At 59.1% G+C, this 26,211-nt stretch carries 25 protein-coding genes; 19 read left to right on the forward strand and 6 right to left on the reverse strand.

Annotated features, from left to right (window positions below):
- Positions 1-144: 144 nt before the first annotated feature.
- Genes murG through murB form a run of 3 tightly spaced genes read left to right on the forward strand, consistent with a single transcriptional unit; the run spans position 145 to position 3,649 of the window.
- Positions 145-1,266, forward strand: coding sequence for an undecaprenyldiphospho-muramoylpentapeptide beta-N-acetylglucosaminyltransferase (murG, locus tag GDN47_RS04290; protein WP_113351965.1), 1,122 nt, complete (start codon positions 145-147; stop codon positions 1,264-1,266).
- Positions 1,263-2,678, forward strand: coding sequence for a UDP-N-acetylmuramate--L-alanine ligase (murC, locus tag GDN47_RS04295; RefSeq protein ID WP_113351966.1), 1,416 nt, complete (start codon positions 1,263-1,265; stop codon positions 2,676-2,678). Before murG ends, murC begins: the two co-directional genes overlap by 4 nt.
- A complete protein-coding gene (murB, locus tag GDN47_RS04300; protein WP_113332909.1) occupies positions 2,675-3,649 on the forward strand; it encodes a UDP-N-acetylmuramate dehydrogenase in 975 nt (324 codons plus the stop codon). Before murC ends, murB begins: the two co-directional genes overlap by 4 nt.
- 92 nt (positions 3,650-3,741) lie before the next feature.
- Here murB and GDN47_RS04305 read toward each other — a convergent pair whose 3' ends face one another.
- On the reverse strand, positions 3,742-5,073 hold the full coding sequence (locus GDN47_RS04305; protein WP_106998269.1) for an MFS transporter: 1,332 nt from the start codon (positions 5,071-5,073) through the stop codon (positions 3,742-3,744).
- A gap of 255 nt (positions 5,074-5,328) precedes the next feature.
- Here GDN47_RS04305 and aqpZ point away from each other — a divergent pair, with 255 nt between their 5' ends.
- The 9 genes from aqpZ (at position 5,329) to GDN47_RS04350 (ending at position 16,290) form a co-directional block, all read left to right on the forward strand.
- On the forward strand, positions 5,329-6,015 hold the full coding sequence (gene aqpZ / locus GDN47_RS04310) for an aquaporin Z (RefSeq protein ID WP_113332911.1): 687 nt from the start codon (positions 5,329-5,331) through the stop codon (positions 6,013-6,015).
- Positions 6,016-6,315: 300 nt separating this feature from the next.
- On the forward strand, positions 6,316-7,242 hold the full coding sequence (locus GDN47_RS04315; RefSeq protein ID WP_113332912.1) for a D-alanine--D-alanine ligase: 927 nt from the start codon (positions 6,316-6,318) through the stop codon (positions 7,240-7,242).
- A complete protein-coding gene (locus tag GDN47_RS04320; RefSeq protein ID WP_152092648.1) occupies positions 7,230-8,162 on the forward strand; it encodes a cell division protein FtsQ/DivIB in 933 nt (310 codons plus the stop codon). The genes GDN47_RS04315 and GDN47_RS04320 overlap by 13 nt, the downstream gene beginning before the upstream one ends.
- Complete coding sequence (gene ftsA, locus GDN47_RS04325; RefSeq protein WP_152092649.1) at positions 8,159-9,490, forward strand: cell division protein FtsA; 1,332 nt, start codon at positions 8,159-8,161, stop codon at positions 9,488-9,490. Before GDN47_RS04320 ends, ftsA begins: the two co-directional genes overlap by 4 nt.
- Before the next feature lie 102 nt (positions 9,491-9,592).
- Positions 9,593-11,329 carry a cell division protein FtsZ gene (gene ftsZ / locus GDN47_RS04330; RefSeq protein WP_152092650.1) on the forward strand — a complete coding sequence of 579 codons (1,737 nt, stop codon included), beginning with the start codon at positions 9,593-9,595 and terminating at the stop codon, positions 11,327-11,329.
- Between the two features lie 329 nt (positions 11,330-11,658).
- A complete protein-coding gene (lpxC, locus tag GDN47_RS04335) occupies positions 11,659-12,615 on the forward strand; it encodes a UDP-3-O-acyl-N-acetylglucosamine deacetylase (RefSeq protein WP_152092651.1) in 957 nt (318 codons plus the stop codon).
- Between the two features lie 285 nt (positions 12,616-12,900).
- Complete coding sequence (locus GDN47_RS04340; protein WP_173002438.1) at positions 12,901-13,770, forward strand: outer membrane protein assembly factor BamD; 870 nt, start codon at positions 12,901-12,903, stop codon at positions 13,768-13,770.
- Positions 13,771-13,782: 12 nt separating this feature from the next.
- Positions 13,783-15,456 carry a DNA repair protein RecN gene (gene recN / locus GDN47_RS04345; protein WP_113332916.1) on the forward strand — a complete coding sequence of 558 codons (1,674 nt, stop codon included), beginning with the start codon at positions 13,783-13,785 and terminating at the stop codon, positions 15,454-15,456.
- A gap of 201 nt (positions 15,457-15,657) precedes the next feature.
- Entirely contained in the window at positions 15,658-16,290 is a 633-nt protein-coding gene (locus GDN47_RS04350) for an LbetaH domain-containing protein (RefSeq protein ID WP_152092847.1), read from the forward strand.
- A 21-nt stretch (positions 16,291-16,311) separates the two neighbouring features.
- Here GDN47_RS04350 and GDN47_RS04355 read toward each other — a convergent pair whose 3' ends face one another.
- Positions 16,312-16,971, reverse strand: a complete 660-nt coding sequence (locus GDN47_RS04355) for a CDP-diacylglycerol diphosphatase (RefSeq protein ID WP_233789755.1) — start codon at positions 16,969-16,971, stop codon at positions 16,312-16,314.
- Positions 16,972-17,398: 427 nt separating this feature from the next.
- Between GDN47_RS04355 and ligA the strand changes: the two genes are divergently transcribed.
- On the forward strand, positions 17,399-19,549 hold the full coding sequence (gene ligA / locus GDN47_RS04360) for an NAD-dependent DNA ligase LigA (protein ID WP_152092653.1): 2,151 nt from the start codon (positions 17,399-17,401) through the stop codon (positions 19,547-19,549).
- A gap of 42 nt (positions 19,550-19,591) precedes the next feature.
- On the opposite strand, the gene GDN47_RS04365 is transcribed toward ligA, so the two are convergent.
- On the reverse strand, positions 19,592-20,128 hold the full coding sequence (locus tag GDN47_RS04365) for a GNAT family N-acetyltransferase (protein ID WP_113332920.1): 537 nt from the start codon (positions 20,126-20,128) through the stop codon (positions 19,592-19,594).
- A gap of 331 nt (positions 20,129-20,459) precedes the next feature.
- Here GDN47_RS04365 and GDN47_RS04370 point away from each other — a divergent pair, with 331 nt between their 5' ends.
- The gene (locus GDN47_RS04370; protein ID WP_210296560.1) at positions 20,460-20,789 is read left to right on the forward strand and encodes an ArsR/SmtB family transcription factor; all 330 of its coding nucleotides are present in this window, start codon (positions 20,460-20,462) and stop codon (positions 20,787-20,789) included.
- A 38-nt stretch (positions 20,790-20,827) separates the two neighbouring features.
- Positions 20,828-21,271, forward strand: a complete 444-nt coding sequence (locus tag GDN47_RS04375; RefSeq protein WP_113332921.1) for an SRPBCC family protein — start codon at positions 20,828-20,830, stop codon at positions 21,269-21,271.
- On the opposite strand, the gene GDN47_RS31895 is transcribed toward GDN47_RS04375, so the two are convergent.
- Positions 21,258-21,398, reverse strand: coding sequence for a hypothetical protein (locus tag GDN47_RS31895; protein WP_173002439.1), 141 nt, complete (start codon positions 21,396-21,398; stop codon positions 21,258-21,260). The two genes, GDN47_RS04375 and GDN47_RS31895, sit on opposite strands and share 14 nt — an antisense overlap.
- Before the next feature lie 61 nt (positions 21,399-21,459).
- Between GDN47_RS31895 and GDN47_RS04380 the strand changes: the two genes are divergently transcribed.
- Complete coding sequence (locus GDN47_RS04380) at positions 21,460-21,954, forward strand: CreA family protein (RefSeq protein WP_113332922.1); 495 nt, start codon at positions 21,460-21,462, stop codon at positions 21,952-21,954.
- 269 nt (positions 21,955-22,223) lie between these two features.
- On the opposite strand, the gene GDN47_RS04385 is transcribed toward GDN47_RS04380, so the two are convergent.
- Entirely contained in the window at positions 22,224-22,688 is a 465-nt protein-coding gene (locus GDN47_RS04385) for a chemotaxis protein CheW (protein WP_069612836.1), read from the reverse strand.
- A gap of 454 nt (positions 22,689-23,142) precedes the next feature.
- On the opposite strand from GDN47_RS04385, the gene GDN47_RS04390 reads away from it, so the two are divergent.
- Genes GDN47_RS04390 through GDN47_RS04400 form a run of 3 tightly spaced genes read left to right on the forward strand, consistent with a single transcriptional unit; the run spans position 23,143 to position 25,800 of the window.
- Positions 23,143-23,745 (forward strand): SCO family protein, encoded by a 603-nt coding sequence (locus tag GDN47_RS04390; protein WP_113332923.1) that lies wholly within the window; start codon positions 23,143-23,145, stop codon positions 23,743-23,745.
- 7 nt (positions 23,746-23,752) lie between these two features.
- Positions 23,753-24,901, forward strand: coding sequence for an FAD-dependent oxidoreductase (locus GDN47_RS04395; RefSeq protein WP_152092654.1), 1,149 nt, complete (start codon positions 23,753-23,755; stop codon positions 24,899-24,901).
- A 20-nt stretch (positions 24,902-24,921) separates the two neighbouring features.
- A complete protein-coding gene (locus GDN47_RS04400) occupies positions 24,922-25,800 on the forward strand; it encodes a 50S ribosomal protein L11 methyltransferase (RefSeq protein WP_152092655.1) in 879 nt (292 codons plus the stop codon).
- Positions 25,801-26,000: 200 nt separating this feature from the next.
- On the opposite strand, the gene GDN47_RS31900 is transcribed toward GDN47_RS04400, so the two are convergent.
- Positions 26,001-26,141, reverse strand: coding sequence for a hypothetical protein (locus GDN47_RS31900; RefSeq protein WP_162711788.1), 141 nt, complete (start codon positions 26,139-26,141; stop codon positions 26,001-26,003).
- Between the last annotated feature and the right edge of the window lie 70 nt (positions 26,142-26,211).

The raw sequence follows: 26,211 nt of genomic DNA on the forward strand, positions 1-26,211 counted from the left end.
CCTGCCCGCTGTTCATTCTCTGGTCGCTTTTCCCGAAACGCCGGTCTATGAGGGGGGCTTGGCCCGCGCCGATGACGCGGTCGGGGCGGCTTCCTATATCAGGGAGATGCCCCGAGTAGTGGGGTATTCGCGGGAGCGAAAATCATGAGTAAAGGCATTGTCCTTCTTGCCGCCGGCGGTACCGGCGGTCACGTATTTCCGGCCGAAGCACTGGCCTACAAGCTGAAGGAGCGCGGCTATTCCGTGCACCTCGTCACCGACAGCCGTGCCGAACGCTATGCCGGCAAATTTCCGGCAGACGATATCCATGTCGTGCCCTCGGCAACGATCGGCTCGAAGAACCCGTTAAAGGTTGCGCAGGCCCTCTGGACGCTATGGACCGGCATGCGTGCAGCGCGCAAGCTGATCCAGCGCATCAAGCCCGTCTGTGTCGTCGGCTTCGGTGGCTATCCGACGGTTCCGCCGCTTCTGGCCGCGACGCGCATGGGCGTGCCGTCCATGCTGCACGAGCAGAACGCGGTCATGGGCCGCGCCAACAAGATGCTGGCGACGCGCGTTCGCGCTATTGCCGGCGGTTTCCTCACCGAAAACGGCGCGTTTGCCGAGAAGACGGTGACCACGGGCAATCCCGTGCGCCCGGCCGTCATCGAAGCGGCAAAACGCCCTTATGTGCCATCTGGTCCGGAAGATCCGTTCAATCTTGTCGTCTTCGGCGGCAGCCAGGGGGCGCAATATTTCTCCAAGGCCGTTCCTACGGCGATCAGCCTGCTTGAGGAACCGCTGCGAAAGCGGCTGCGGATCACGCAGCAGGTGCGTCCTGAGGATATGGAGACGGTCAACAGCTGCACGAGAAAGCTTGACATGGGCGCCGATGTCGCGCCGTTCTTCAACGATATGGCGGAGCGCATCGGCGCTGCGCATCTGGTTCTCTGCCGCTCCGGCGCCTCCACGGTCTCCGAGCTTGCGGTTATTGGGCGCCCCGCGATCCTGGTTCCCTATCCGCATGCGCTCGATCACGATCAGGCGGCCAATGCGGCTGCACTGGCGGCAACCGGCGGCGTCAAGGTCATCGTGCAGTCGGAACTGACGCCGGAGAAACTTTCCACCATTCTGCGCGGCGCCATGACCATGCCGGAAAAGCTCGCAAAGATGGCTGCATCAGCCAAGCAGGCGGGCAAACCGGATGCGGCAAACTTGCTTGCCGACATGGTTGAGGCTATTGCCGCGGGACGTTCAATTCAGCAATTCAAGGGGGCAGGCGCATGAAGCTGCCGAAGGCAATCGGCCTTGTGCATTTTATCGGTATCGGTGGCATCGGGATGAGCGGCATTGCCGAGGTTCTGCATAACCTCGGCCATCGCGTGCAGGGTTCCGATCAATCGGAAAGTGCCAATGTGCAGCGGCTGCGCGACAAGGGTATTCCGGTCCATATCGGTCACAAGGCTGAAAACCTCGGCGATGCCGAAGTCGTCGTTGTCTCCACCGCCATCAAGAAGAGCAATCCGGAGCTGGTCGCGGCGCGTGAAAAGCTGCTGCCGGTCGTGCGCCGTGCCGAAATGCTTGCCGAATTGATGCGCTTCCGCAATGCGATTGCCATCGGCGGTACGCATGGCAAGACGACGACGACCTCGCTCGTCGCGACGCTGCTAGAAGCCGGCGGCCTTGATCCCACGGTCATCAATGGCGGTATCATCAATGCCTATGGCACCAATGCGCGCATGGGTGAAGGCGAGTGGATGGTGGTCGAGGCAGACGAGTCGGATGGCACCTTCCTGAAACTGCCGGCGGATGTTGCCGTCGTCACCAATATCGATCCGGAACATCTCGATCATTACGGCAATTTCGATGCCGTGCGCGCCGCTTTCCGGCAGTTCGTGGAGAATGTGCCGTTCTACGGCTTCGGCGTCATGTGCATCGACCATCCGGAAGTGCAGTCACTGGTTAGCCGCATCGAGGACCGCAAGGTCATCACCTATGGCGAGAACCCGCAGGCCGACGTGCGTTTCTCGAATGTGCGGATCGATGGCACGCGTTCGCTGTTCGATATCGAAATCCGCAGACGCCGCACCGGCAAGGTGATCCAGATCAAGGATCTCATCATGCCAATGCCGGGCCGCCACAATATTTCCAATGCGACCGCCGCCGTTGCGGTTGCCAACCGGCTGGGGATTTCCAATGAGGCGATCGCCAAGGGCCTTGCATCCTTCGGCGGCGTCAAGCGCCGCTTCACGCTGACCGGCGAATGGAACGGGGTCAAAGTCTTCGACGACTACGGCCATCATCCCGTCGAAATCAAGGCGGTGCTGAAGGCAGCACGCGAAGCCTGCAAGGGCCGCATCATCGCCGTTCATCAACCACATCGCTACACGCGCCTTTCGAGCCTCTTCGAGGAATTCGCGGCTTGCTTCAACGATGCCGACAGTATCTTCCTGGCGCCCGTCTATGCCGCCGGGGAAGATCCGATCGAGGGCGTTGATTCGCAGACGCTGGTTTCGCGCATCAAGGCAGGCGGTCATCGCGATGCACGCTATCTGCCTTCACAGGAAGATCTTGCCGCCATGGTTGCAGAGATTGCGCGACCTGGTGATTTTGTGGTTCTGTTGGGGGCTGGTAGCATCACATATTGGGCAGCATCATTGCCAAAGGAATTGGAAGGCCTCTCGGGTAAGTCCGCATGAAACAAGTAGATGGGGAAAAGCTTCTGGCGTCGCTCGGCGACGGTGTAAAGGACATCAGGGGACGGCTGACGCCGGATGCCCCGATGGATCGTGTGACGTGGTTCCGCGCCGGCGGGCTGGCGGAACTGATGTTCCAGCCGCACGATACGGACGATCTCATCACGTTCCTGAAGATCCTGCCGGAAGAGGTGCCGCTGACGGTCGTCGGCGTGGGTTCGAACATATTGGTGCGGGATGGCGGCATTCCGGGCGTTGTCCTCAGGCTTTCGGCCAAGGGTTTCGGTTCTGTCGAGCTTGCCGGTGAAAACCGCATCCTGGCCGGCGCGATCTGCCCGGACAAGCATGTCGCAGCCATGGCAATGGACAATAGCATCGGCGGTTTCCATTTCTATTACGGCATTCCCGGGAGCATCGGTGGTGCCGCGCGGATGAATGCAGGCGCCAATGGTGCCGAAACCCGTGAGCGCGTCATTGAGGTGCATGCCGTCGACCGCAAGGGCGACAAGCACGTGCTGACCAATGCCGAAATGGGATACAGCTACCGCCATTCCGATGCGTCTGAAGATCTGATCTTCACGCATGTCCTTTTCGAGGGATATCCGGAGGATCGCGCCAAGATCCGCACCGAGATGGATGCCGTGCGCGCTCATCGCGAAACGGTGCAGCCGGTACGCGAGAAGACGGGTGGCTCAACCTTCAAGAACCCGGATGGTTTCTCCGCCTGGAAGCTGATCGACGAGGCGGGTTGCCGCGGTCTGGTTATCGGTGGCGCGCAGATGTCATCGCTGCATTGCAACTTCATGATCAACATGGAGCAGGCGACGGGCTACGATCTGGAATATCTCGGCGAGCAGGTCCGTCGCGAGGTTTTCGAAAAGTCCGGCATCAAGCTGGAGTGGGAAATCAAGCGCCTCGGAAACTTCATGCCGGGCCGTGAAGTCCGCCCGTTCCAGGGTGTGACCACGGAGTAGGTCCCGACTGCAATCGGTGTCATCTTCATAAAATGATTCAACAAAAAGGCCGGGTTTTCACCCGGCCTTTTCAATTGCTTATGCTTGTTTTCTCAGACTTCGTCGTTGCCCGAGAGCAGGATGCCGATCAGCGAGAGCACTGCTGCGCCGGCGAGGTAATAGCCGACATAGACCAGACCGTAATTGGTCGCGAGCGATGTGGCGATGTAGGGTGCCAGGGACGCGCCGACGATGCCGCCGAGATTGAACGTCATGGACGCCCCGGTATAGCGCACGCTGGTCGGGAAGGGGGCGGCCAGAGCCGCGCCGATCGGGCCATAGGTAAAGCCCATCAGGGCAAGACCGATGATCGAGCAGGCGAAGGCACCGGCAAGGCCAGCCGTCAGCAGCGACGAGTAGAACAGGCCGAAGATCAGGATGCCGATCGTCGTCAGGATAAGAACCAGACGGCGCGAATAGCGGTCGGACAAGAGGCCGGAGACCGGGATCATCAGGCCGAAGAAGACGACGCCGACGAGCTGAACGACGAGGAACTGGCCCTGGGAGTAGCCGAGGCCGGCCGGAAGCGGCCCGTTGCCCGGGGGGCGAGTGCCCCAGCTCAGTGTGAATGCCGTCATCAGATAGAACAGCACGAAGGTCGCGACCGCGATAATGGTGCCGAGGATCAGGCTGCGGAAATGCGAGCGGAAGATGACGGCGATCGGAACGGAAACGCGTTCTTCCTTCTCGATGGCCCGCTGGAATTCCGGGGTTTCGGTGATCTTCAGGCGGACATACAGACCGACGGCGACCAGCACGATGCTGATCAGGAACGGAACGCGCCAGCCGTAGTTGAGGAAATCCGCATCCGCCATGCTCTCGCGCAGAATCAGGAACAGACCCGCCGAAAGGATGAAGCCGATCGGTGCGCCGAGCTGCGGGAACATGGCATACCAGCTGCGCTTGCCTTCCGGTGCATTTTCCGTCGCAAGCAAGACAGCGCCGCCCCATTCCCCGCCGAGGCCAAGACCCTGGCCGAGACGGCAAAGTGCCAGCAGAATCGGTGCGAGAACGCCGATCGACTCATAGGTCGGCAGCATGCCGATCACCACCGTCGAGAGACCCATGGTCATCAGGGCCGCCACAAGCGTCGCCTTACGGCCGATCCGGTCACCGAAATGGCCGAAGATCATCGCGCCGATCGGGCGCGCGAAGAAGGCAATGGAGAAGGTCGCGAAGGACTGCAGAGTTGCCGAAGTCGGATCGCTTGCCGGGAAGAACAGCTTCGGGAAGACGATAACCGCCGCCGTTGCATAAACATAGAAATCGAAAAATTCGATCGTTGTGCCGATGAGGCTCGCGATCAGAACACGTGCCGGGGAATTCGCAACAGCATTGTTCGATGACGAGGGGGTCGGCGATAAAGGAGATATCGCGTCAGTCATGTTCCCACCAATTCAGAGGATGCTAAGGCGCGCTTAGCGGATAAAAATTGTCCTTAGCGTAATTTTTGTTCAACGCAAACGTTAACTGCGCAAGAAATCAGCGGTTGCGTGCTATTATTTTGCCGTAATTGTTGATTCGTGAGCAATCAGGCGGGTGTTTGTTGTTGGAGAGGCGTGCTCCGGCGAGTCCTTACCGGAATCTTTTTCACCAATGGCCGATTCTCGCTTGGATTGCGGGCTGAGGAGAAAGGTTTCATGCAGAAAAAACTCATCGCTGAGTTTCTTGGGACGTTTTGGCTCGTATTCGGCGGCTGCGGCAGTGCGATCTTCGCAGCAGCCTTTCCGAGCCTCGGTATCGGTTTTCTAGGCGTTGCTTTTGCGTTCGGTCTGACTGTGCTGACTATGGCTTTTGCCGTCGGCGGCATATCAGGAGGGCACTTCAATCCGGCCGTCTCGGTCGGCCTGACGGTGGCTGGCCGCTTTCCCGGCGGGCAGCTCATTCCCTATATTATCGCACAGGTCATCGGCGCCGTTGTCGCCGCGGCCGTGCTCTATCTGATCGCAAGCGGCAAGGCTGATTTCCAGCTCGGTGGCTTTGCGGCGAACGGTTATGGGGAACATTCTCCCGGCGGCTATTCCATGGTGTCGGCACTGGTGGCCGAGATCGTGCTGACGCTGTTCTTCCTGGTCGTGATTCTGGGCTCGACGAGCAGCAAGGTGCCGGCCGGCTTCGCGCCGATCGCCATTGGCTTGGCGCTGACGCTGATCCATCTGATCTCGATCCCGATCACCAACACGTCGGTCAATCCGGCTCGTTCGACAGGGCAGGCTCTCTTCGTCGGCGGCTGGGCTCTGCAGCAGCTTTGGCTGTTCTGGGTCGCGCCCATCGTCGGCGGAGCGTTGGGCGGACTCGTCTGGAAACTGGTCGACGACAGCGAGTGATTTCGGCCTCAATTTAATGCCTGCGGCCCCGCATCGAGCGCTCGATGCGGGGCTTATTGTTTAAAAAAATCTAAATGTAGTGATTTCAAAAGTAGCAACTCCATGATTCCAATGGCAGAATTCTTTAAGTCGGTTTGATTCGAAGCATGCGGCCCTCGCCAGGTCGGCGGAAAGTTAACGAAAGTAAACGCTTCATTAACCTTAATGTCGTTCTAATCGGCCTATTGAAAGCGGGGCGAGAATCGCGGTTAGGCGAGGCCCTGCAAACACAAAGTAGAGACCGTGAAGTCGGGGGTATTGATGGGTGGCAAGCATGTGGCTGTCCTTTTGGGCGGATTTTCCTCGGAGAGGCCCGTCAGCCTTTCTTCGGGAAAGGCATGCGCCGATGCCCTCGAAGCAGAAGGCTTCCGGGTTACCCGTGTTGATGTCGATCATGACGTCGCCAGCCGCTTGGCTGAATTGAAGCCCGATGTCGTCTTCAATGCGCTGCATGGTCCATTCGGCGAAGACGGCACAATCCAGGGCATTCTGGAATATCTGCAAATTCCCTATACGCATTCCGGCGTGCTTGCTTCGGCTCTTGCGATGGATAAGTCCCGCGCGAAGACGGTCGCTGCTGCCGCGGGTATCCCGGTTGCCAGCTCGATCGTGATGGATCGTTTCGCCATTGTTGGCGAGCATCCGATGAAACCGCCCTATGTCGTCAAGCCGGTACGCGAGGGCTCGAGCTTCGGTGTCGTGATCGTCAAGGAAGATCAGGCGCATCCGCCGCAGATCGTTACCTCTGCCGAATGGCGCTATGGTGATGAGGTTCTGGTCGAGCGTTATATCTACGGGCGCGAGCTGACCTGTGGCGTCATGAACGGCAAAGTCCTCGGCGTGACTGAGATCGTGCCGCTCGGTCACAGCTTCTATGATTATGACGCCAAGTACGCCAAGGGTGGTTCAAAACATGTCTTGCCGGCGGAAATTTCACCGAATCTTTACCAAAAGATACAAACATTATCGTTAAGGGCGCATGAAGCTATCGGCTGCCGCGGTGTTAGTCGATCTGACTTCCGTTTTGACGATCGCTTTTCCGAAGAGGGCGAACTTGTCTGGTTGGAGATCAATACCCAGCCGGGCATGACTCCTACCTCCCTGGTGCCTGAAATGGCCGCTCATGCCGGCTACTCTTTTGGTGAATTTCTCCGGTGGATGGTGGAGGACGCGTCTTGTTTGCGCTGACGGTCAAAAATATGAGGCGGTCCCGTCATCGCGTCCCGCTCGCCATCGACGAGGTTGAGGACACATTCGTTCTGCCGCGTCCGCTGCGCCGCACTGTTCGTTTCCTGGTCAGCCTCGGTTCGGGTCGCATCAATATTCCGGCTCATACGGGTACTGTTTCGACCCTCGTTCTTCTTGCTGCGACCGGCCTTTATGGCATGTCGGTTGGCGGTCATACCCAGGCGGTCGCGGAAGCGACGACTTCTGCCGCTGGTTTTGCGATCGAGGATGTAAAGGTCTCCGGCAATGACGAGACCTCGGAAATCGAGATCCTGCAGCTGCTCGGCCTCGACGGTACGACGTCGCTCGTTGCCCTTAATGCCGATGCCGCCCGCCAGAAGATTGCCAACTTGCCCTGGGTTCAGAATGTCGAGGTTCGTAAGGTCTATCCGCGGACTGTCGAGGTGAAGCTCAAGGAGCGTAAGGCCTATGCGATCTGGCAGCACGGTTCCGAGCTTTCTCTAATCCAGAAGGACGGCAGCGTGATTGCACCGCTGCGCGACAACAAGTTTGCAAAGCTACCGCTCTTCGTCGGTCGTGATGCCGAAACCGCAGCCGCCTCCATCGACGACCAGTTTGCCAAGTGGCCCGATGTTCGCAGCCATGTGAAGGCTTTCGTGCGTGTCGCCGGTCGTCGCTGGGATCTCTATCTGGACAACGGCGTGATCATCAAATTGCCGGAAGACAATATCGATGATGCGCTCGCGCGGCTGACCAAGCTCGACAAGGAGCAAAATCTTTTGCAGCGCGATATCGCTGCCGTCGATCTCCGTATCGATGATCGTACCGCCATTGAGTTAACTCCGGATGCCGCAATTCGTCGCCAGGCCGCAGTCGATGCAAGAAACAAGGCTTTGAAGAAAGCAGGTCAGGATACATGAGCTTATTTGGTTCGTCCCATTTCGGCCTGCCTCGGTTGAAGCCTTTGTCTTCGAAGCGGTCGCATATCGTGTCGGTCCTTGACATCGGCTCGACGAAGGTCGTCTGCATGATCGGTCGTCTGACGCCGCGCGAGGAGAGCCAAGTTCTCCCGAACCGCACCCACAACATCGAGATCATCGGTATCGGTCATCAGCGTTCCCGCGGCATCAAGACTGGCGTGATCGCCGATCTCGACGCGCTGGAAGGGGTTGTCCGGCTTGCGGTCGATGCCGCCGAGCGTATGGCGGGCCTGACCGTCGACAGCCTAATCGTCAACGTTTCGGCCGGTCGTCTCGGCAGCGATATTTACACCGCGACCATCGATCTCGGTGGTCAGGAAGTCGAGGCCAACGATCTCAAGAAGGTTCTGGCCGCAGCCTGCCAGCAGTCGATCCGTCAGGAGCGTGCCGTGCTGCACTCGCTGGCGACGGGCTACTCCCTTGATGGCGAGCGCGGCATTCGCGATCCGCTGGCCATGTTCGGCGACGCTCTTGGTGTCGACATGCATGTGGTGACGGCCGAGCGGTCGGCGCTTCGCAACCTCGAGCTCTGCATCAACCGTGCGCATCTCTCGGTCGAAGGCATGGTGGCGACACCTTATGCCAGCGGTCTTGCAGCCCTCGTTGACGATGAAGTCGAGCTTGGCTGCGCTGCGATCGACATGGGCGGCGGCACGACGACGATTTCGGTCTTTGCCGAGGGCAAGCTGGTGCACACCGACGCCGTCAGCCTCGGCGGGCATCATGTCACCACCGATCTTGCACGCGGCCTTTCCACCCGCATCGAGGATGCGGAGCGGCTGAAGGTCGTTCATGCTTCCGCTCTCGCGAATTCTTCGGAAGAGCGCGAACTGATTTCCATCCCGCCGATCGGCGAAGACGAGCGTGACCAGCCGACACAGGTGCCGAAGGCGCTCGTGTCGCGCATCGTCAAGGCTCGCATCGAGGAAACTCTCGAGCTCATTCGCGATCGCATCCAGCGTTCGGGCTTCAGCCCGATCGTCGGCAAGCGCGTCGTCCTGACCGGCGGTGCCAGCCAGCTGACCGGTCTGCCCGATGTGGCGCGCCGGGTACTTGCCCGCAATGTCCGCATCGGTCGTCCGATGGGCGTGTCTGGTTTGCCGACGGCAGCCAAGGGGCCGGCTTTTTCGACCGCTGTGGGACTGATGATCTATCCGCAGGTCGCAGACATGGAAACACATGCGCCGAGCAGCGGTCTGCTCTCGTCGTTTGGAGGTAACAACAGCCGGATCGGCCGCGTTGGCCAATGGCTGAAAGAGAGTTTTTGAGTGCCTGATCCCGGAAATCAGTCCGGGGCAAGCGTCAGGCAAGTGAAATCGAGTGAATTGGCCGGCGTGGCGATGCGGCCATAAAGAGAAGGAACGGGTACAATGACTATCAAGCTGCATAAGCCAGATATCACCGAGCTTAAGCCGCGAATCACCGTGTTCGGTGTTGGTGGCGGTGGCGGCAATGCCGTCAACAACATGATCACGGCAGGCCTGCAGGGCGTCGATTTCGTCGTCGCCAACACGGATGCCCAGGCGCTGACCATGACGAAGGCAGAGCGGATCATCCAGCTCGGCGTCAACGTCACGGAAGGTCTCGGCGCCGGCTCGCAGCCGGAAGTTGGCCGTGCAGCTGCCGAAGAGTGCATCGATGAAATCATCGATCATCTGAACGGTACACATATGTGCTTCGTCACCGCCGGTATGGGTGGTGGTACGGGTACGGGTGCCGCTCCGGTCGTCGCACAGGCCGCTCGCAACAAGGGCATCCTGACCGTTGGCGTCGTTACCAAGCCGTTCCACTTCGAAGGCGGCCGCCGTATGCGTCTCGCAGAGATGGGCATTCAGGAACTGCAGAAGTCGGTCGACACCCTGATCGTCATTCCGAACCAGAATCTGTTCCGCATCGCCAACGACAAGACGACTTTCGCTGACGCGTTCTCGATGGCCGACCAGGTTCTCTATTCGGGCGTTGCCTGCATCACCGACTTGATGGTGAAGGAAGGTCTCATCAACCTCGACTTCGCCGACGTCCGTTCGGTCATGCGCGAAATGGGCCGCGCGATGATGGGTACCGGCGAGGCTTCCGGCCAGGGCCGTGCAATGCAGGCTGCTGAAGCTGCCATTGCCAACCCGCTGCTCGACGAAACCTCGATGAAGGGTGCACAGGGCTTGCTGATCTCGATCACCGGCGGCCGTGACCTGACCCTGTTCGAAGTCGACGAAGCTGCAACCCGCATCCGCGAAGAAGTCGATCCTGACGCCAATATCATCCTCGGCGCCACCTTCGACGAATCGCTTGAGGGCATCATTCGCGTTTCCGTCGTCGCAACGGGCATCGACCGCGCGATGAACGAGGCTTCCGACAGAGGCATGGAATTCCGCCCCGCCGCAAAGCCTGCTATGCGTCCTTCCGCGGCCGCCGCTCCGGCAGCGGCCGCAGTTCAGCCTGCCCACGTCTCGCAGGCCCAAACCGCACAGGCTGCCGCTCCGGCTCCTCGTACCGTGGATCCGGTCGCCCAGACCATTCGTGCAGCAGAGGCCGATCTGGAGCGCGAACTGGAATTCCAGATGAGCCGGCAGACTCAGGTGCCGCAGCAGCCGGTTATGCAGCAGGCCGCTGCGCCGGAAGATAACTTCCGTCCGCAGAGCCGCATCTTCGCAGCAGCCCCGGAAGCCCAGCCGGTCCGTCAGGCTCCGGTTCAGCCTCAGCAGCAGGCGCCGGTCATGCATCAGCAGCCGGTCATCCGTCAGGCTCCCGAGCAGGTCCGCATGCCGAAGGTCGAGGATTTCCCACCGGTCGTTAAGGCCGAGATGGAACACCGCGCCCAGCCGGCAGCCGCCCAGGCGACCGAAGAGCGTGGCCCCATGGGTCTTCTGAAGCGAATCACCAATTCGCTCGGCCGCCGCGAAGAAGATCCGGCTTTCGACGACATGATGGCTCCAACGAGCAACGCCGCTCCGCAGCAGCGTCGTGCGCCGTCGCCGGAAGCAAGCCTCTATGCTCCGCGCCGTGGCAATCTCGACGATCACGGCCGCCAGGCTCCGCAGGCACGCATGGCAAGCCATGAGGACGATCAGCTCGAGATTCCGGCCTTCCTGCGCCGCCAGTCGAACTGACCCGCAACAGGCAGCCCTTTAATAGGTTGCTAACCATATTGGAGAAATCCGGGGCCGAAAGGCTCCGGATTTTCTTATTTTATAACCATTGTCTTATTTAAAATTATCCAACGAATTCAATTGGCTGCTTTCGTAACAAAACGAAAGAAACAGTGATTTGGAATGCGATGCCCTGGCGCGTATGTAGATATCAAGCAAGCCCGCTGAATCACATTCGGAGACGAATGTATGTGAGGTGCGTGGCATAGTTAACAGACTGAACCGGCGATAAGGGTAAGCGTCCGAAGATGACCGCCCGGCCTGGATCAGATAGACGAAGGCAGAATTACATGGCAATTGGATTGCTTGGTTTTCAGACCACCATTGCAAACCCTGTGACACTTTCCGGTATTGGCGTTCATTCCGGTGCCAATGTGTCGATCACCTTCTACCCCGCCGAAGCCGGCACCGGTGTCGTTTTCCAGCGTCTGCACGATAATGGCGATGTGACCGAACTGCGTGCCGTTTCCTCGCAGGTCGGCAACACGGATCTCTGCACGGTTCTCGGCTTTTCTCCGGCGCGCTCTGTCGCGACGGTCGAGCACGTCATGGCTGCGATCTACGCGATCGGCCTCGATAACGTCGTCGTCGAGGTGTCTGGTGCGGAAATGCCGATCATGGACGGCAGCTCCTATCCCTTCATCGAGGCGATCGAGCAGGCGGGTGTCGTTTCGCTCGGTGTCAAGCGCCGCTATATCCGCGTCATCAAGCCGGTGCGGATCGAAGCTGGCGGTTCCTGGTGCGAGTTCCGCCCCTATGACGGCACGCGCTTCGAAGTCGAGATCGATTTCGAATGCCCGCTGATCGGCCGCCAGAAATGGGAAGGCGATCTGACCGCCGAGACCTTCAAGACGGAACTGTCGCGCGCGCGTACCTTCGGCTTCATGCGCGATGTCGAGCCCCTCTGGGCTTCGGGCCATGCGCTGGGTTCGTCGCTGGAAAATTCGGTCGTCATTTCGGACGACAATACCGTCATCAACGTCGAAGGCCTGCGTTATCCCAAGGACGAGTTCGTCCGACACAAGACGCTCGATGCCGTTGGCGATCTGGCTCTCGCCGGTGCACAATTCATTGGCTGCTACCGCTCCTATCGCGGCGGCCATCGCATGAATGCGAATGCCCTGAAGGCATTGCTCAGCGATCCGACCGCTTACGAGGTCGTCGAAACCTCGGCACCTCGCCAGCGCGGTCATGGCCGCGAGTTCATTGCGGTCAACGCGCCTGAATTCGCTCCTTGGTCGGCGTGATTTTTTCGAGATCGAAATGAGACAAAGCTGCCGCTCTGATGAAGGGCGGCTCTTTTTTTGACGGACGACTCATCGGGTTTGTCTTCGGTCGCGAAGCGGCGGGATGGTGCGGGCCGATATGAGAAATCCCTGTCAAAACAGTGATTAAAGGCTGCGGATATGCGGTCTTTGCCACAAAAATGCGTTAATGCACCATCAATGCGTTGCCCTGATGGTGTTTTTGCGGCTAGAAACGCCAGCGAGAGAACGCCGTCTCCGCAACGACGGCTATGGGACAGTCATCCGATGGGTTTTGCAAGGTCTGAACGCATGAATATCACAGCACGGGCTTTGCTCGTATCGCTCCTTCTGGCCGGTACCGGTGCGGTGGTGACGGGGTGTAATACGAAAAAGGATATCGACATCACCAAGCTCGGTGTCGAGACCGATCCACCGGAGATGCTCTACAATCAAGGCCTTGCCAACATCAAGGCCGGCAACATGACGGAAGCCGGCAAGAAGTTCGATGCCATCAACCAGCAGCAGCCCTTCTCCGAATGGGCGCGCAAGGCATTGGTGATGAGCACCTTCGTGAAGTATCGCACGGGCCGTTATGATGAGGCGGTACAGACCGGCAATACCTATCTCAAGCAATATCCGGGCTCGGAAGATGCCGACTATGTGCAATATCTGGTCGGTTCGTCCTATGCCAAACAGATCGTCGACGTGACGCAGGACCAGCGTGCAGCACAGCAGACGATCGAGGCGATGACCAAGCTCGTCAATACCTATCCGAAGTCGCAATATGTCAGCGACGCTCAGGAAAAGATCCGCTTTGCCCGCGACCAGCTCGCCGGCAAGGAAATGCAGATCGGCCGTTATTATCTGGAGCGCAAGGATTATCTGGCTGCCATCTCCCGCTTCCGCGTGGTGGTGGAGCAGTATCCGACGACGAACCAGATCGAGGAAGCCCTGGCGCGACTCGTCGAAGCTTATTATGCGATGGGTATCGTACCCGAAGCGCAAACGGCAGCTGCCGTTCTCGGCCACAACTATCCGGACAGCCGCTGGTACAAGGATTCCTATCAGCTGCTGCAGAAGGGCGGCGTGGAGCCGAGCGAAAATTCGGGCTCCTGGATTTCCAGAGCGGGCAAGAAACTTCTTCTTGGGACGTGAGATTGAGCGCAGATGCTGATCCAGCTTTCGATCCGCGATATCGTATTGATCGAGCGGCTGGATCTTGCCTTCGAGTCCGGACTTTCGGTGCTGACCGGCGAGACGGGTGCGGGCAAATCCATCCTGCTTGACAGTCTGTCGCTGGCCCTTGGCGGGCGCGGCGATGGCGGGCTCGTGCGCCATGGCGAGGATCGCGGCCAGGTGACTGCGGTTTTCGATGTCGGTACACAGCATCCGGCCCGCAAGCTCCTGCGCGAAAATGGCATCGACGATGACGGCGATCTGATTTTCCGCCGTGTGCAGTCCGCCGATGGCCGCACCAAGGCCTTTGTCAACGACCAGGCGCTCAGCGTGCAGCTCATGCGCCAGATCGGCCAGCTTCTCGTCGAAATTCACGGTCAGCATGATGACCGAGCGCTCATCGATACCGACGCGCACCGCACCTTGCTGGATGCCTTTGCCGGCCTCGCCGAAGAGGCGCAGGAGGTCGGCAGGCTGCACAAAATCTGGCGCGATACCGAGCGCACCTTGAAGAAGCATCGCGAGCAGGTCGAGAAGGCAGCGCGTGAAGCGGACTATCTTCGCGCCTCCGTCGAGGAGCTGGAGAAGCTCTCGCCGCAGGATGGTGAGGAGGATGAGCTGGCTGAGAAGCGCTCGCGGATGATGAAAGCCGAGCGCATTGCGGGGGATATCGCCGAGGCTTCCGAATTCCTCAATGGCAACGCATCGCCCGTGCCGCATATCGCATCGTTGGTGCGCCGACTGGAGCGAAAAAGCCATGAGGCGCCCGGTCTTCTAGAGGATACAGTGGCGCTGCTGGATGCTGCTCTCGATCAGCTGTCCAACGCGCAGATGGAAGTGGAGGCAGCACTCCGCAAAACGGAATATGATCCGCGCGAACTTGAGCGTGTCGAAGAGCGCCTCTTCGCGTTGCGGGGTGCCTCGCGCAAATATTCCGTGCCGGTAACGGAACTGCCAGCCCTGGCCGCACGCATGATTTCGGATCTAGCCGATCTCGACGCCGGCGAAGAGCGACTGGCGCGCCTTGCTGCCGAGCTTTCCGCCGCCAAGGCGGATTATGATGTCGCCGCACGCAATCTGTCGGAGAAACGTCACCATGCCGGCGAGGCTCTGGCCGCAGCCGTCATGGCCGAACTGCCGGCCTTGAAGCTCGAGCGTGCGCGTTTCATGGTGGAGATATCAAGCGATCCAGAAGCTGGGACAGCCGAGGGTATCGACGTTGTCGAATTTCATGTGCAGACCAACCCTGGCACGCGGCCGGGACCGATCACCAAGGTCGCCTCTGGCGGCGAGCTGTCGCGCTTCCTTCTGGCATTGAAGGTTGCGCTTGCCGATCGCGGCTCTGCGCCGACCCTCGTGTTCGACGAAATCGACACTGGTGTCGGCGGCGCGGTCGCGGATGCGATCGGCCAGCGGCTGAAGCGCCTGTCTGATCGCGTGCAGGTGCTGTCGGTCACCCATGCACCGCAGGTCGCTGCCCGCGCTGCAACCCATCTCCTGATCTCCAAGGGACCCGTCGCGGACGGCTCGGAAAAAATTTCCACACGCGTCGCCACCATGGAGCCGAAGGATCGCACCGAGGAAATCGCCCGCATGCTCGCGGGTGCTTCGGTAACCGAAGAGGCGAGGGCGGCTGCCAAGCGCTTGCTGGCCGGTAACGGGTGATCTCTCCTGTGATGTTGTCGGAGCAGATGCCGGTGGCGACTTGCCCGAAGCGGGCATAGCAGCAAGCTCAGCGACTATAGCGCTGAAACGCACCTGAACCCGTCATCTGCCGTCGGCATCTTGCTTCGGTTTTTCGACGGTCTTGCGTCATATATCCTTCATCGTCCCCGGCTAGGCAGGCCCGGAATCCGGAGACCGTCAATGCACTCAACCACACAACCCAATCGCCCAAAAATCGCAGAAACCGTCATCCACCCGACGGCGAACATAAGGGATTCGAGCATCGGCAGATGCTGTGAGATTTTGGCGGACACATCTCTGCACACTGCCGAACTCGGAGATTTCTCTTACTTGGGGCCGCGCTGCATTGTCGGTGACGCAACGATTGGAAAGTTCTGCGCCATTGCGGCAGAGGTCAGAATTGGCGCTCCCAATCATCCGATGGACCGACCATCCATGCATCGTTTCACCTATTGTCCGGAATATTACGCGGCGGGCGCCGTGCGGGACCACGCCTTTTTCGATCGGCGAAAGGAAGACCGCGCTGTCATCGGCAACGATGTCTGGATTGGTCATGGCGTGATTGTTTTGCCGGGCGTAAAGGCTGGAAACGGCGCCGTGCTTGCAGCGGGCGCGGTCGTCAGCAAAGATGTCCAACCATATACTGTCGTCGGTGGTATTCCCGCCAAGTTCATTCGAGAGCGCTTCACGCGAACCATTGCAGAAAGACTGACGTCCATCGCCTGGTGGGATTGGCCTTTCGAAACCATCATGGAGCGGCTTGCCGATTTTCAGTCAAGCGACATCGAGGCCTTCTGCGAGCGCTGGTCTTGATCCGCGTCTGAGCGACATGCATCAGAGCCGGCATTTGGGATCGATCATATCCTCTGCGGAGCCACGGGATTTGTAAGCCTCGTTTATTCTTGCCAGAATATAGAAGCCATGCTGCCCGTCGGGCAATGCAGCGCCAAAGACGCCGACCACGACGTTTTCCATATTTGAACGAGCGCCATCGACACCATCTGCGACGAGCTGCAGCGGGTTCAAATTCGAAAGGTCATCGGCCGTATGGAAAGTTGCCCACCAACCAGCTCGGGTCTTCAAGTCCGTAAACCGGCCGCTTTCAATTTCCGTCGCATGGGCCTTCAAGAGCGCGCGAAAGCGAGGTGTCTCGCACCCCATGTGGATATGAAGCCGATCTTGTGTGCGCCAACTGGCGGCGTTTATCGCCAAAGCAAAATTCTGTCTCGAAGCCTTCGTTGAGCGCGGATCGATTGCTGATAGCTCTTTCCACGCTTCCTCAAAATAGTTCGGCGCTCCCGTGACCAGAAGGCGTGGGTCTTCGATGCCGGGTACATCGGCGAGCGGTGCAAGGACGGTGCGCTCCTTGTCAGCCGGCTCGCGAAGAATAACGTATGAAGACAATGGATCCTGCGACTGGACTATCTTGAGGCACGGATATGGTGAGCCTGTGAGGGTGGAGTTGATTTCACAGGCTCTGACGACCAGCCCCAAAGCGGAGCGGCTGACGAATGAGCTCATGATCAAGACTGCAACGACGAGGAAAATAGAGAGAACGGTAAGACGGTGCTTCATGCGTGATTTCGAATTTCTGCCAATGATCCAATCACTTCCAGAGATGTGCTTCTCATAATATAGCCTACCTTAAATCCTCTGCGATAGACGCGGAAGAGCCGCTGCCCCAGGAATTGGATAGGGAATTCCACCTGGGCTAACTGGACGCTGATGCTTCCCGCATCTGTAACACCAAGGACGACAGATCACGGCGTAAAGTTGTCGTGAGCAGCGCCGCCACCTTTATCGGTCCGGCAATTGAATTGCAGATTTTTCCCTTTGTTTTTACGTGCCCCGAGCTGAAAACCGCTTCGCACTTTTCGCGGAAGTGCTCTAAAACATCTTCGAAATCGGGGAGTGTAGATTCATGAGCACCGAACAGAAGCCCGTCGAGGATTTGACCGAGGAGGAAGCGGCCGCGGCGCTTGCCTACCTGGCTGCGGAGATCGCGCGCAACGACGCGCTTTATCATGGCAGGGATGCGCCGGAGATTTCGGATGCCGAATATGATGCGCTGAAGCGGCGCAACGACGAGATCGAGGCGCGGTTTCCCGCATTGATTCGCGCGGACAGCCCGTCGCGGCGGGTCGGCGCCGCGCCATCTGAGACGTTTGCTCCCGTTGTCCATGCAAGGCCGATGCTCTCGCTCGACAACACGTTCTCACAGGAGGATGTCGAGGATTTCGTCGCCAGCGTCTATCGTTTCCTCGGTCGCTTGCCGGATAATTCGATCGCCTTTACTGCCGAGCCGAAGATCGACGGACTTTCCATGTCGATCCGTTACGAGAATGGCCGCATGGTCAGCGCGGCGACGCGCGGCGACGGCACGACAGGCGAGAATGTTACGGCCAATATCAGGACCATCAAGGAAATCCCTCAGACTTTGCCAGCAGGCGCTCCCTCCGTCGTCGAAGTGCGGGGTGAGGTCTATATGGCCAAGAGCGATTTCCTGGCGCTCAATGCACAGATGGAGGCCGAGGGCAAGCAGACCTATGTCAATCCCCGCAATACGGCCGCCGGATCGCTGCGTCAGCTCGACGCGAAGGTGACGGCGAGCCGCAAGCTGAAGTTCTTCGCCTATGCCTGGGGCGAGATGTCCGACATGCCGGCCGACACACAATACGGCATGGTGCAGACCTTCAAATCCTGGGGTTTTCCCGTTAATCCGCTGATGGAGCGGCTAAGTTCGGTCGCCGACATTCTCGGCCACTACGAGGAGATCGGCCTGCAGCGGCCGGATCTCGATTATGATATCGACGGCGTCGTCTATAAGGTCGATAGCCTGGAATTGCAGGCTCGCCTTGGTTTCCGCTCGCGCTCGCCGCGCTGGGCGACTGCGCATAAATTCCCGGCGGAACAGGCCTTCACACGCCTGGTCGGCATCGACATCCAGGTCGGCCGCACTGGTGCGCTGACACCGGTTGCGCGACTGGAGCCGATCACGGTTGGCGGTGTTGTCGTAACCAATGCGACTCTGCACAATGCCGATTACATCAAGGGCATCGGCAACAAGGGCGAGCCGATCCGCGATGGCCGGGATATCCGGGTCGGCGATATGGTGATCGTGCAGCGGGCGGGCGACGTCATTCCGCAGATCGTCGATGTTGTGCTCGAGAAGAGGGAGGCGTCGAGCGCGCCTTACGAGTTCCCCAAAGTCTGTCCGGTCTGCGGCAGCCACGCGGTACGCGATATCAATGAGAAGACGGGCAAGGTCGATGCGGTCACCCGCTGCACCGGCGGCTTTATCTGCCGCGCGCAGGCGACCGAACATCTCAAGCATTTCGTCTCGCGCAATGCCTTCGATATCGAGGGTCTCGGCTCCAAGCAGATCGATTTCTTTTTCGAGAGCGAGGATCCGGCGCTGCAGATAAAGACCGCGCCTGACATCTTCACCCTGGAAAAGCGTCAGCAGGCGTCAGTGACGAAGCTTGAGAATATCGAAGGTTTCGGCAAGGTCAGTGTCGGCAAACTTTATGCCGCGATCGACGAGCGGCGCCAGATCGCCCTGCATCGCTTTATCTTCGCGCTTGGCATCCGCCACGTCGGCGAGACGACGGCCAAGCTTCTGGCACGCTCCTACGGCACCTACGAAGCCTTCGAAACAGCGATGAAGGAAGCCGCGCCGCTTGCCGGCGACGCGTGGAACGATCTTAACAATATCGAGGGCATCGGCGAGGTGGTGGCGCGAGCCATCGTTGAATTCTACAAGGAACCGCGCAATACGCAGGTAATCGCGAAGCTTTTGGAGGAGGTTCAGCCTCAAGAAGCGGAGCAGCCGGTGACCTCAGGCAGTCCAGTGGCAGGCAAGACCGTCGTCTTTACCGGCTCTCTGGAAAAATTCACCCGCGACGAGGCCAAGGCGAAGGCTGAGAGCCTGGGAGCTAAGGTTTCCGGCTCTGTGTCGAAGAAGACCGATATTGTCGTAGCGGGGCCGGGGGCCGGCTCGAAGCTGGACAAGGCGCGGGAGTTCAATGTCCAGGTCATGACCGAGGACGAGTGGCTGGATTTGATCGGCTGATGATGGTCGGCGGCGGAATCATATCCGCCGCCGTGTGATTGCTTAGAATCTCAGCCGCGCCATCGTGAACGCATCCACGTATTCGCCATTGCGGAAACCGAAGGCACGTAGACGCCCCTCGGTTTCGAATCCGAATTTCTCGTAGAGGCCGATCGCCCGCGCATTGTCGACATAGACGGTCAATTCCAGACGCTTGATGGCGAGCCAGTTATCGGCGGTATCGATGAGAGCGCCCAACAGCGCGGAGCCGACGCCGCAGCCGGTGAAATCGTCGTGCACGCCCATGCCAATGCTAGCGCTGTGAGCCCGCCGGCCGGCAAGGCGGTTCATGCCGGCATTGCCGACGACCTTTCCGTCCACCTCCGCCACGAGGCGGGTGGCACTGGGGTCGTGCTTGTCCAGCCATCGCTGCGTGTCTTCGACGCTTTGAAACGGCAGGCGAAGCGTGCCGGCGCGGAAACCCGGAAGATTGGCGATGATTGCGATTGCCTCGGCATCGGATGGGCGGGTTGCACGGACCGTTACCGGGCCGACCTTGCCTGATCGTCGTTTGGCGGGTTCTTGCTCTTCGAAAGACATGGGCTCTCCTTGATATTGATGAGGAGAGCAAGGAGGCTTCAACCCTGCTCGCCTCGGCAGGGTTGAGATGGATCGCGGTCAGCTCAGCGCAACACGGCTTCCACTCGCCCTGCAAGGGGAGAGGTGGTGTGAAGGTGCATCACGATGGTGCGGTTTGCGATCATGGGCGGATGATCTGACGCGATGCAGACGTTGTCAATCACTCCCTGGATAAATCCCTAGATGAAACCGCGGTCTCCCCGCGGCGCGATGGGGTTATTTCGCTTCAAATATTACTTGACAGGCAACCATTTGGTTGCCTATAAACAAAGAAAGGCAACCAAATGGTTTCATGTCCGTGGATGATGATGCAGTCTTCAAGGCGTTGGCGGATGCCAGCCGGCGGCAATTGCTCGACAGGCTCCATGAGCGCAATGGACAGACTCTGAACGCGCTCTGCGAGGATCTGGACATGAGCCGCCAGGCGGTTGCCAAGCATCTTGCCATTCTGGAGGAGGCCAATCTGATCTCCACGGAGAAGCATGGACGCGAGAAGCTGCATTTCATCAACGCCGTCCCGATCAACGGCATCGCCGAACGCTGGATCAACAAGTTCGAACAGCGGCATCTGAATACGCTTTCGGCCTTGAAAAAGGCGCTGGAAGGCGAGGGTGGGCCCTGAGCTCAAGAAGCAATAAAATTCAAACAAGGAGAAATGGCATGGCTGGAAGCAAATTCGTCTACGTCACCTTCATCCGCACCACGCCGGAAAAGCTCTGGTCGGCGCTGACCACGCCGGAATTCATCAAGCAATATTGGTTCGATATGGTCCACGACACCGAGTGGAAGGTTGGATCGCCGTGGAAAATGCTCTTTCCGGATGGCCGGGTTGCCGATGCGGGAGAGATTGCCGAGTTCGATCCGCCTCGGCGGCTCGCGATCAACTGGCGCAATGAGTGGCGTCCGGATCTGAAGGCCGAAGGCTGGTCGCGCTGCGTGATGGAGCTGGAGCCGTCGGACGGTGTGGTGAAGCTGACCGTTGCCCACACGATCGAGGTTGAAAACTCCAAGTTTATCGAGGCGGTCTCCGGTGGCTGGCCGAAGATCCTGTCCAACCTCAAGTCGCTGCTGGAAACCGGAACGGTCGCAATCAGCCAGAAGTGAGATGACGCACTGCCTGCATGTGTTCGGACGCCGTTGCTTTGGCGGCGGCGTCCATTGTGTGGATCGCCGCAGCATCGATCGCGAAGCGTTGCACGCGGATATAGGCGTCCCATCTTGCATCGCTCATGGACCATCTTACCTTAGCCATGCCGCTCTTGCTCCCGGCGCCTGTTGTTAGAGGATGATCGATGCGTTCCCCCAAACTCTTTGCCGCCATTGCCGCGTCATTTCTGGCCGTAACCCCAATTTCCGCTTCCGCCGAAATTGTCGGCAAGGTCGGGGTGGACTGGACGGGCAATGATATTCTGGTCGATGCCGTGCCGGACCCTGAAGTCTCGGGCATCACTTGCCATGTGACCTATTTCGATCGCAGCGTGATCGACCGGTTGCGCAAGGGCAACTGGTTCGAAGATCCTTCCAATAATTCCATCGCTTGCCGTCAAACCGGTCCGATCGAGATCGGTGATATCAACCTGTCTCAGAGCGGTGAGGAGGTATTTCGTGCCGGGCTTTCGCTCATCTGGAAGAAGCTGGTTGTCACCCGCATTTACGATAAGAAGAATGACACGCTCGTCTATCTTATCCATTCGCGCCAGCTGACGGATGGCTCTGCCAAGATGGCCATTTCGACGATCCCCTTGTTCGGCCAGCAGGTTACGTGGAAGAATGGCAAGCCGAAATAACGGTATCGACGTACCTCAAAAATAACCCGTAGAAAGATAATACCAAAAAAAGTCATACTCTTGGGTTGTCGAATTCCTTCTAGTTGCTTTCGGTTTGCACCTTTTTGATGCAATTTCGAAGGCGAACAGGGAGGCGACTCTCGCCCCTGTTCACGGCCTGCAAGACCGTGTGATTGGCTACACCCCTGCCAAAACCGGTTGTATAAAAAGCGATCGCCCTGGAGCTTGGCTCCAGGGCGATCTTCTTTGGGTAAGCTAACTTATTGAAATCAGGCTGCCTGTGCCAACTGATCCGCAATGACCGTATCGAGGTTGAGGAAGCAGACCATGGTCTTTTCTAATGCCACGATACCGCGGCAAAAGGCGCGCTGTGCTTCGGGGATGATTTCCGGAGCTGGCTGCAGATCTTCACTTTTGATCGACATCATATCCGAGACCTGTTCGACCAGCAGGCCGACCAGCTTGCCGGCAATATCCGTGACGATGATTGCGGAACGCTCCGAAGGTTCCGTCATCTTCATGCCGAGGCGGCAGGCCATGTCGATGACCGGGATCACGGCGCCGCGCAGGTTGATGAGGCCGAGCACGTAAGGCGGCGTATGCGGCATCGGCGTCACAGGAGCCCAGCCACGGATTTCGCGGATGGCCATGATGTCGATGCAGAACTCCTGATCGCCAAGGTGAAAGGAGACGATTTCCAGATAGGTGCCCGATTGCTTGATGGCGTTCGTCATATTCGAGAACTTCCCGTTTGGCATCGCCGCGCAAGCGACGCTCGCGATTGAAGAGAGAGATCGGCTGGAGCGGCTTGGGCAGCGGCAGCGTCCGGTGCTTCGGCGAAAGATACGCCTGGCGTTCCGGCGGGCGTCATGCCCTTCTGGAATAAAGAGGTTTGCCGCGCTTTCGGGCGGCGAGTGAGGTCGAATTCGGCCTTTGCTGCAGATGTTGGCGCGGACTGGTTAGGATTGGTTTAACATGAAAACAGATTTTGTTTCTCCGGCCCAAGAAGAGCGGCGAAATGGAGCGATCAAGGCTTGGAAAACCCCGGAACCACATACTGCGACGATTTCGGCCTCCTCTGAACATCTTCTTGAATTGCGTCCTCCACTTCGAGCCGTTACATCGGCTAGCAGGTCGATTGCACCGTGCTTTCGGCGCAATTGTCCGTATCGGTGAGGAATAGCATTCATGAGAAGCGTGCGGATTGCAGTTTGGGTGGCCGTATTGATCGTGGCCGGACTATTGGGCTGGTTTAGCTTTGGCGGCGGCAAGTCGCCGGAAGTCACGTCATCTGGGCCTTATGGCGTGCCCTTTACCCTCGTTTCGCAGAGCGGCCAGCCGATCAGCGAGCAGGCGTTCCGCGGCAAGCCGTCAGCTGTTTTCTTCGGCTATACCCATTGCCCCGATGTCTGCCCGACGACGCTGTTCGAGCTGAATGCCTGGCTGCAGAAAGTGGATCCCGACGGGAGCAAACTCAATGCCTATTTCGTGACTGTTGATCCCGAGCGCGATACGCCCGCCATCATGGACCAATATGTCTCCAACGTATCGAAGCGCATCACCGGAATTTCTGGAGACCCCGCCAAGGTGATGGATATGGTCAAGGGCTTCCGTGTCTATGCCAAGAAAGTGCCGGTCGACGATAAGCAACCGAATGGCGACTATACGATGGATCACACCGCTTCCGTCTTCCTGCTGGATTCGCAGGGCCGCTTTGCCGGAACCATCGCTTATGAGGAGGATCCGGACGTGGCGGTGAAGAAGCTGGAGAACCTGGTCAAGAAGGGATAGGACCTGCATGGGCGAGGGGACTGGTGGACAGGGAAAATCCAGATCCATCCTGATCGCAGGAGCTGGGCCGGTCGGCCTTGCCGCCGCCCTTGAGCTCGCCAGTCGCGGCTTCTCGCCGCGTATCGTCGATGACGGCACAGGTCCGACGCCGCTGCAGGAAAGCCGGGCGCTCGGCGTCAACGCCCGCACGCTGACGCTGCTATCTCCTTCCGGTGTTGCGGAGCGCATCATCGCCGCCGCACAGCCGATCGAGCAGTTTCGGGTCCGCTCGAATAGGAAGATTCTGATCCGGCTAGATACACGAGAGGTGAAAGGTCGCTTCAGCGCTGTTTGTGCCTTGCCGCAGGGAAGTACGGAGCGTGAGCTGATGGAGGCGCTTTCGGCCTACGGCATCGCGCCTGAATGGCAGACGACAGTGATTGCGGAGGTCATATCGGACCCTCAAAAGCCGGAGCTCACGCTGCGGAGTGCAGATGGCACGTCGGAAACGGTGCGGCCTGACATATTGATCGGCGCCGACGGCGCCCATTCGGCAGTGCGCAAGGCATTAGGTGCCGGCTTCCCGGGCGAGGCGCTGGAGGCTTATTTCTATCTTGCCGATTTTCGCTATGCGGAGCCGGTCGACACGCATTTTGCCGAGATATCGCTCTTCGATCCTGGCATGGTCGGGCGCCTGCCTGTTACGACCGACATCATTCGCTATATCTCGACGCTGGAGGATTTCGAAAGCCGCATCGCTCATCCGGCCGCCATTGCCGAAAAGACATGGGCCTCGCAGTTTCGCATCCACTTTCGGCATGTCGAGCCGATGGCCAAGGGCAATGTCTTTCTTGCCGGCGACGCCGCGCATATCCATTCGCCGGCCGGCGCTCGCGGTATGAATCTCGGCATCGAAGATGCCTGCTGGCTTGCCTGGCTCATTGCGGAAGGCCGCGAACAGGAGTATTCGGCCTTGAGAGTTCCCGCCGTGAAGCAGGTTTTGAAACAGACCTATGGCTTGACGCGATTGGTGACGATGCAAAGCCCGCTGGCAGTTGCGGCGCGTAATTTCCTTGCGCCGCTATTGCTGCGCTTTGGCCCGGTCCGCCGGCAATTGCTTTGGGGTGTGGCCGGCTATGACACGCCGAAACCGCCCTGGATCGACTGGGCTGAATAAGAACGAGAAAGAGCGACGAGTTGAGTGAAATCCGCCTTTATGTGACGACGACCGAGAAGAAGGCCGGTCAGGTTCTGGACCTGATGACGCCGGTGTTCGAAGACGAAGAATTGCCGATCGCAACGACGGAGATCGATGAAAAGAACGATGTCTGGGAAGCGTCGATCTATCTCTATGCCGCAGATGAGGATGGGGTCCGCGGACGTTTCGAAGCGCTCCTGAAGCCTGCCTTTGCTGATCTCGTCATTCAAAAGGAAGTGCTTCCCGATATCGATTGGATCGCCAAGTCGCTGGAAGGATTGAAGCCGGTGCGTGCAGGCCGTTTCCTCGTGCACGGTTCGCATGATCGCGACAAGGTCGGGCCTAGTGACATCGCCATCGAAATCGAAGCCGGGCAGGCCTTCGGCACCGGTCACCATGGGACGACTGCGGGCTGCCTGGAGACGATCGGAAAGGTTGTTGCGAGCCGCCGCGTGCGCAATGCGCTCGATCTCGGTACGGGCAGCGGGGTGCTGGCGATCGCCGTGCGCAAGCTGCGCAACATTCCGGTTCTGGCAACTGATATCGACCCGATCGCCGTCCGCGTCGCGAAGGAAAATGTCCGCAGCAACGGCATCGCCTCGGGTGTCACGCTGGAGACGGCGCCGGGATTCCATTCCACGGCCTTTTCCCGCCATGGGCCGTTCGACCTGATCATCGCCAATATTCTGGCGCGCCCGCTCATCAAGATGGCGCCGCAGCTCGTGGCGCATCTGGCACCGGGCGGTTCGGTCATCCTGTCGGGTATCCTTGCCGAGCAGCGGTGGAAGGTTCTCGCCGCCTATAACGGCGCCCACCTGCGCCATGTGCGCACGATCTGGCGCAACGGCTGGGTCACCATCCATCTCGACCGGCCCTAAGCCGGTCACTTCCCGCATCAACAATCGCAAATAAAAAAGGCGGTGCCGAGGCACCGCCTTCAGATCGGTTTTCACCGATCTTGCCCGCGAGCGTGTGGAGGAGGAGTGCTCAAGCGGGCTCTAAGCGTTCTGATCACAATCCGAGAGGGAGGAGGAGAACCGGATTGCGATCGACTTCGAACGCGTAGATCGTAAACTTCTTAACGGCGACCGCCGCGGCTGGCGCCGATTGCCTTTGCGGTTTCGACTTCGAGCTGACGAAGCGAGCCGACGGAGTGGCGTACGGTGCGACGCTCGCCAGCCAGCGCCGGGCTAACATATGCGGAGCGAGAGATAGGCATTGTCATAAGTCCTTGGTTTTGAGCTGGTTCTTCGTGAACCCGTTTGATGCGGCGGATATAGCGACTCGCC

Source organism: Martinezella dioscoreae, from assembly GCF_009176305.1.
GTDB classification, from domain to species: Bacteria; Pseudomonadota; Alphaproteobacteria; order Rhizobiales; family Rhizobiaceae; genus Rhizobium; species Rhizobium dioscoreae.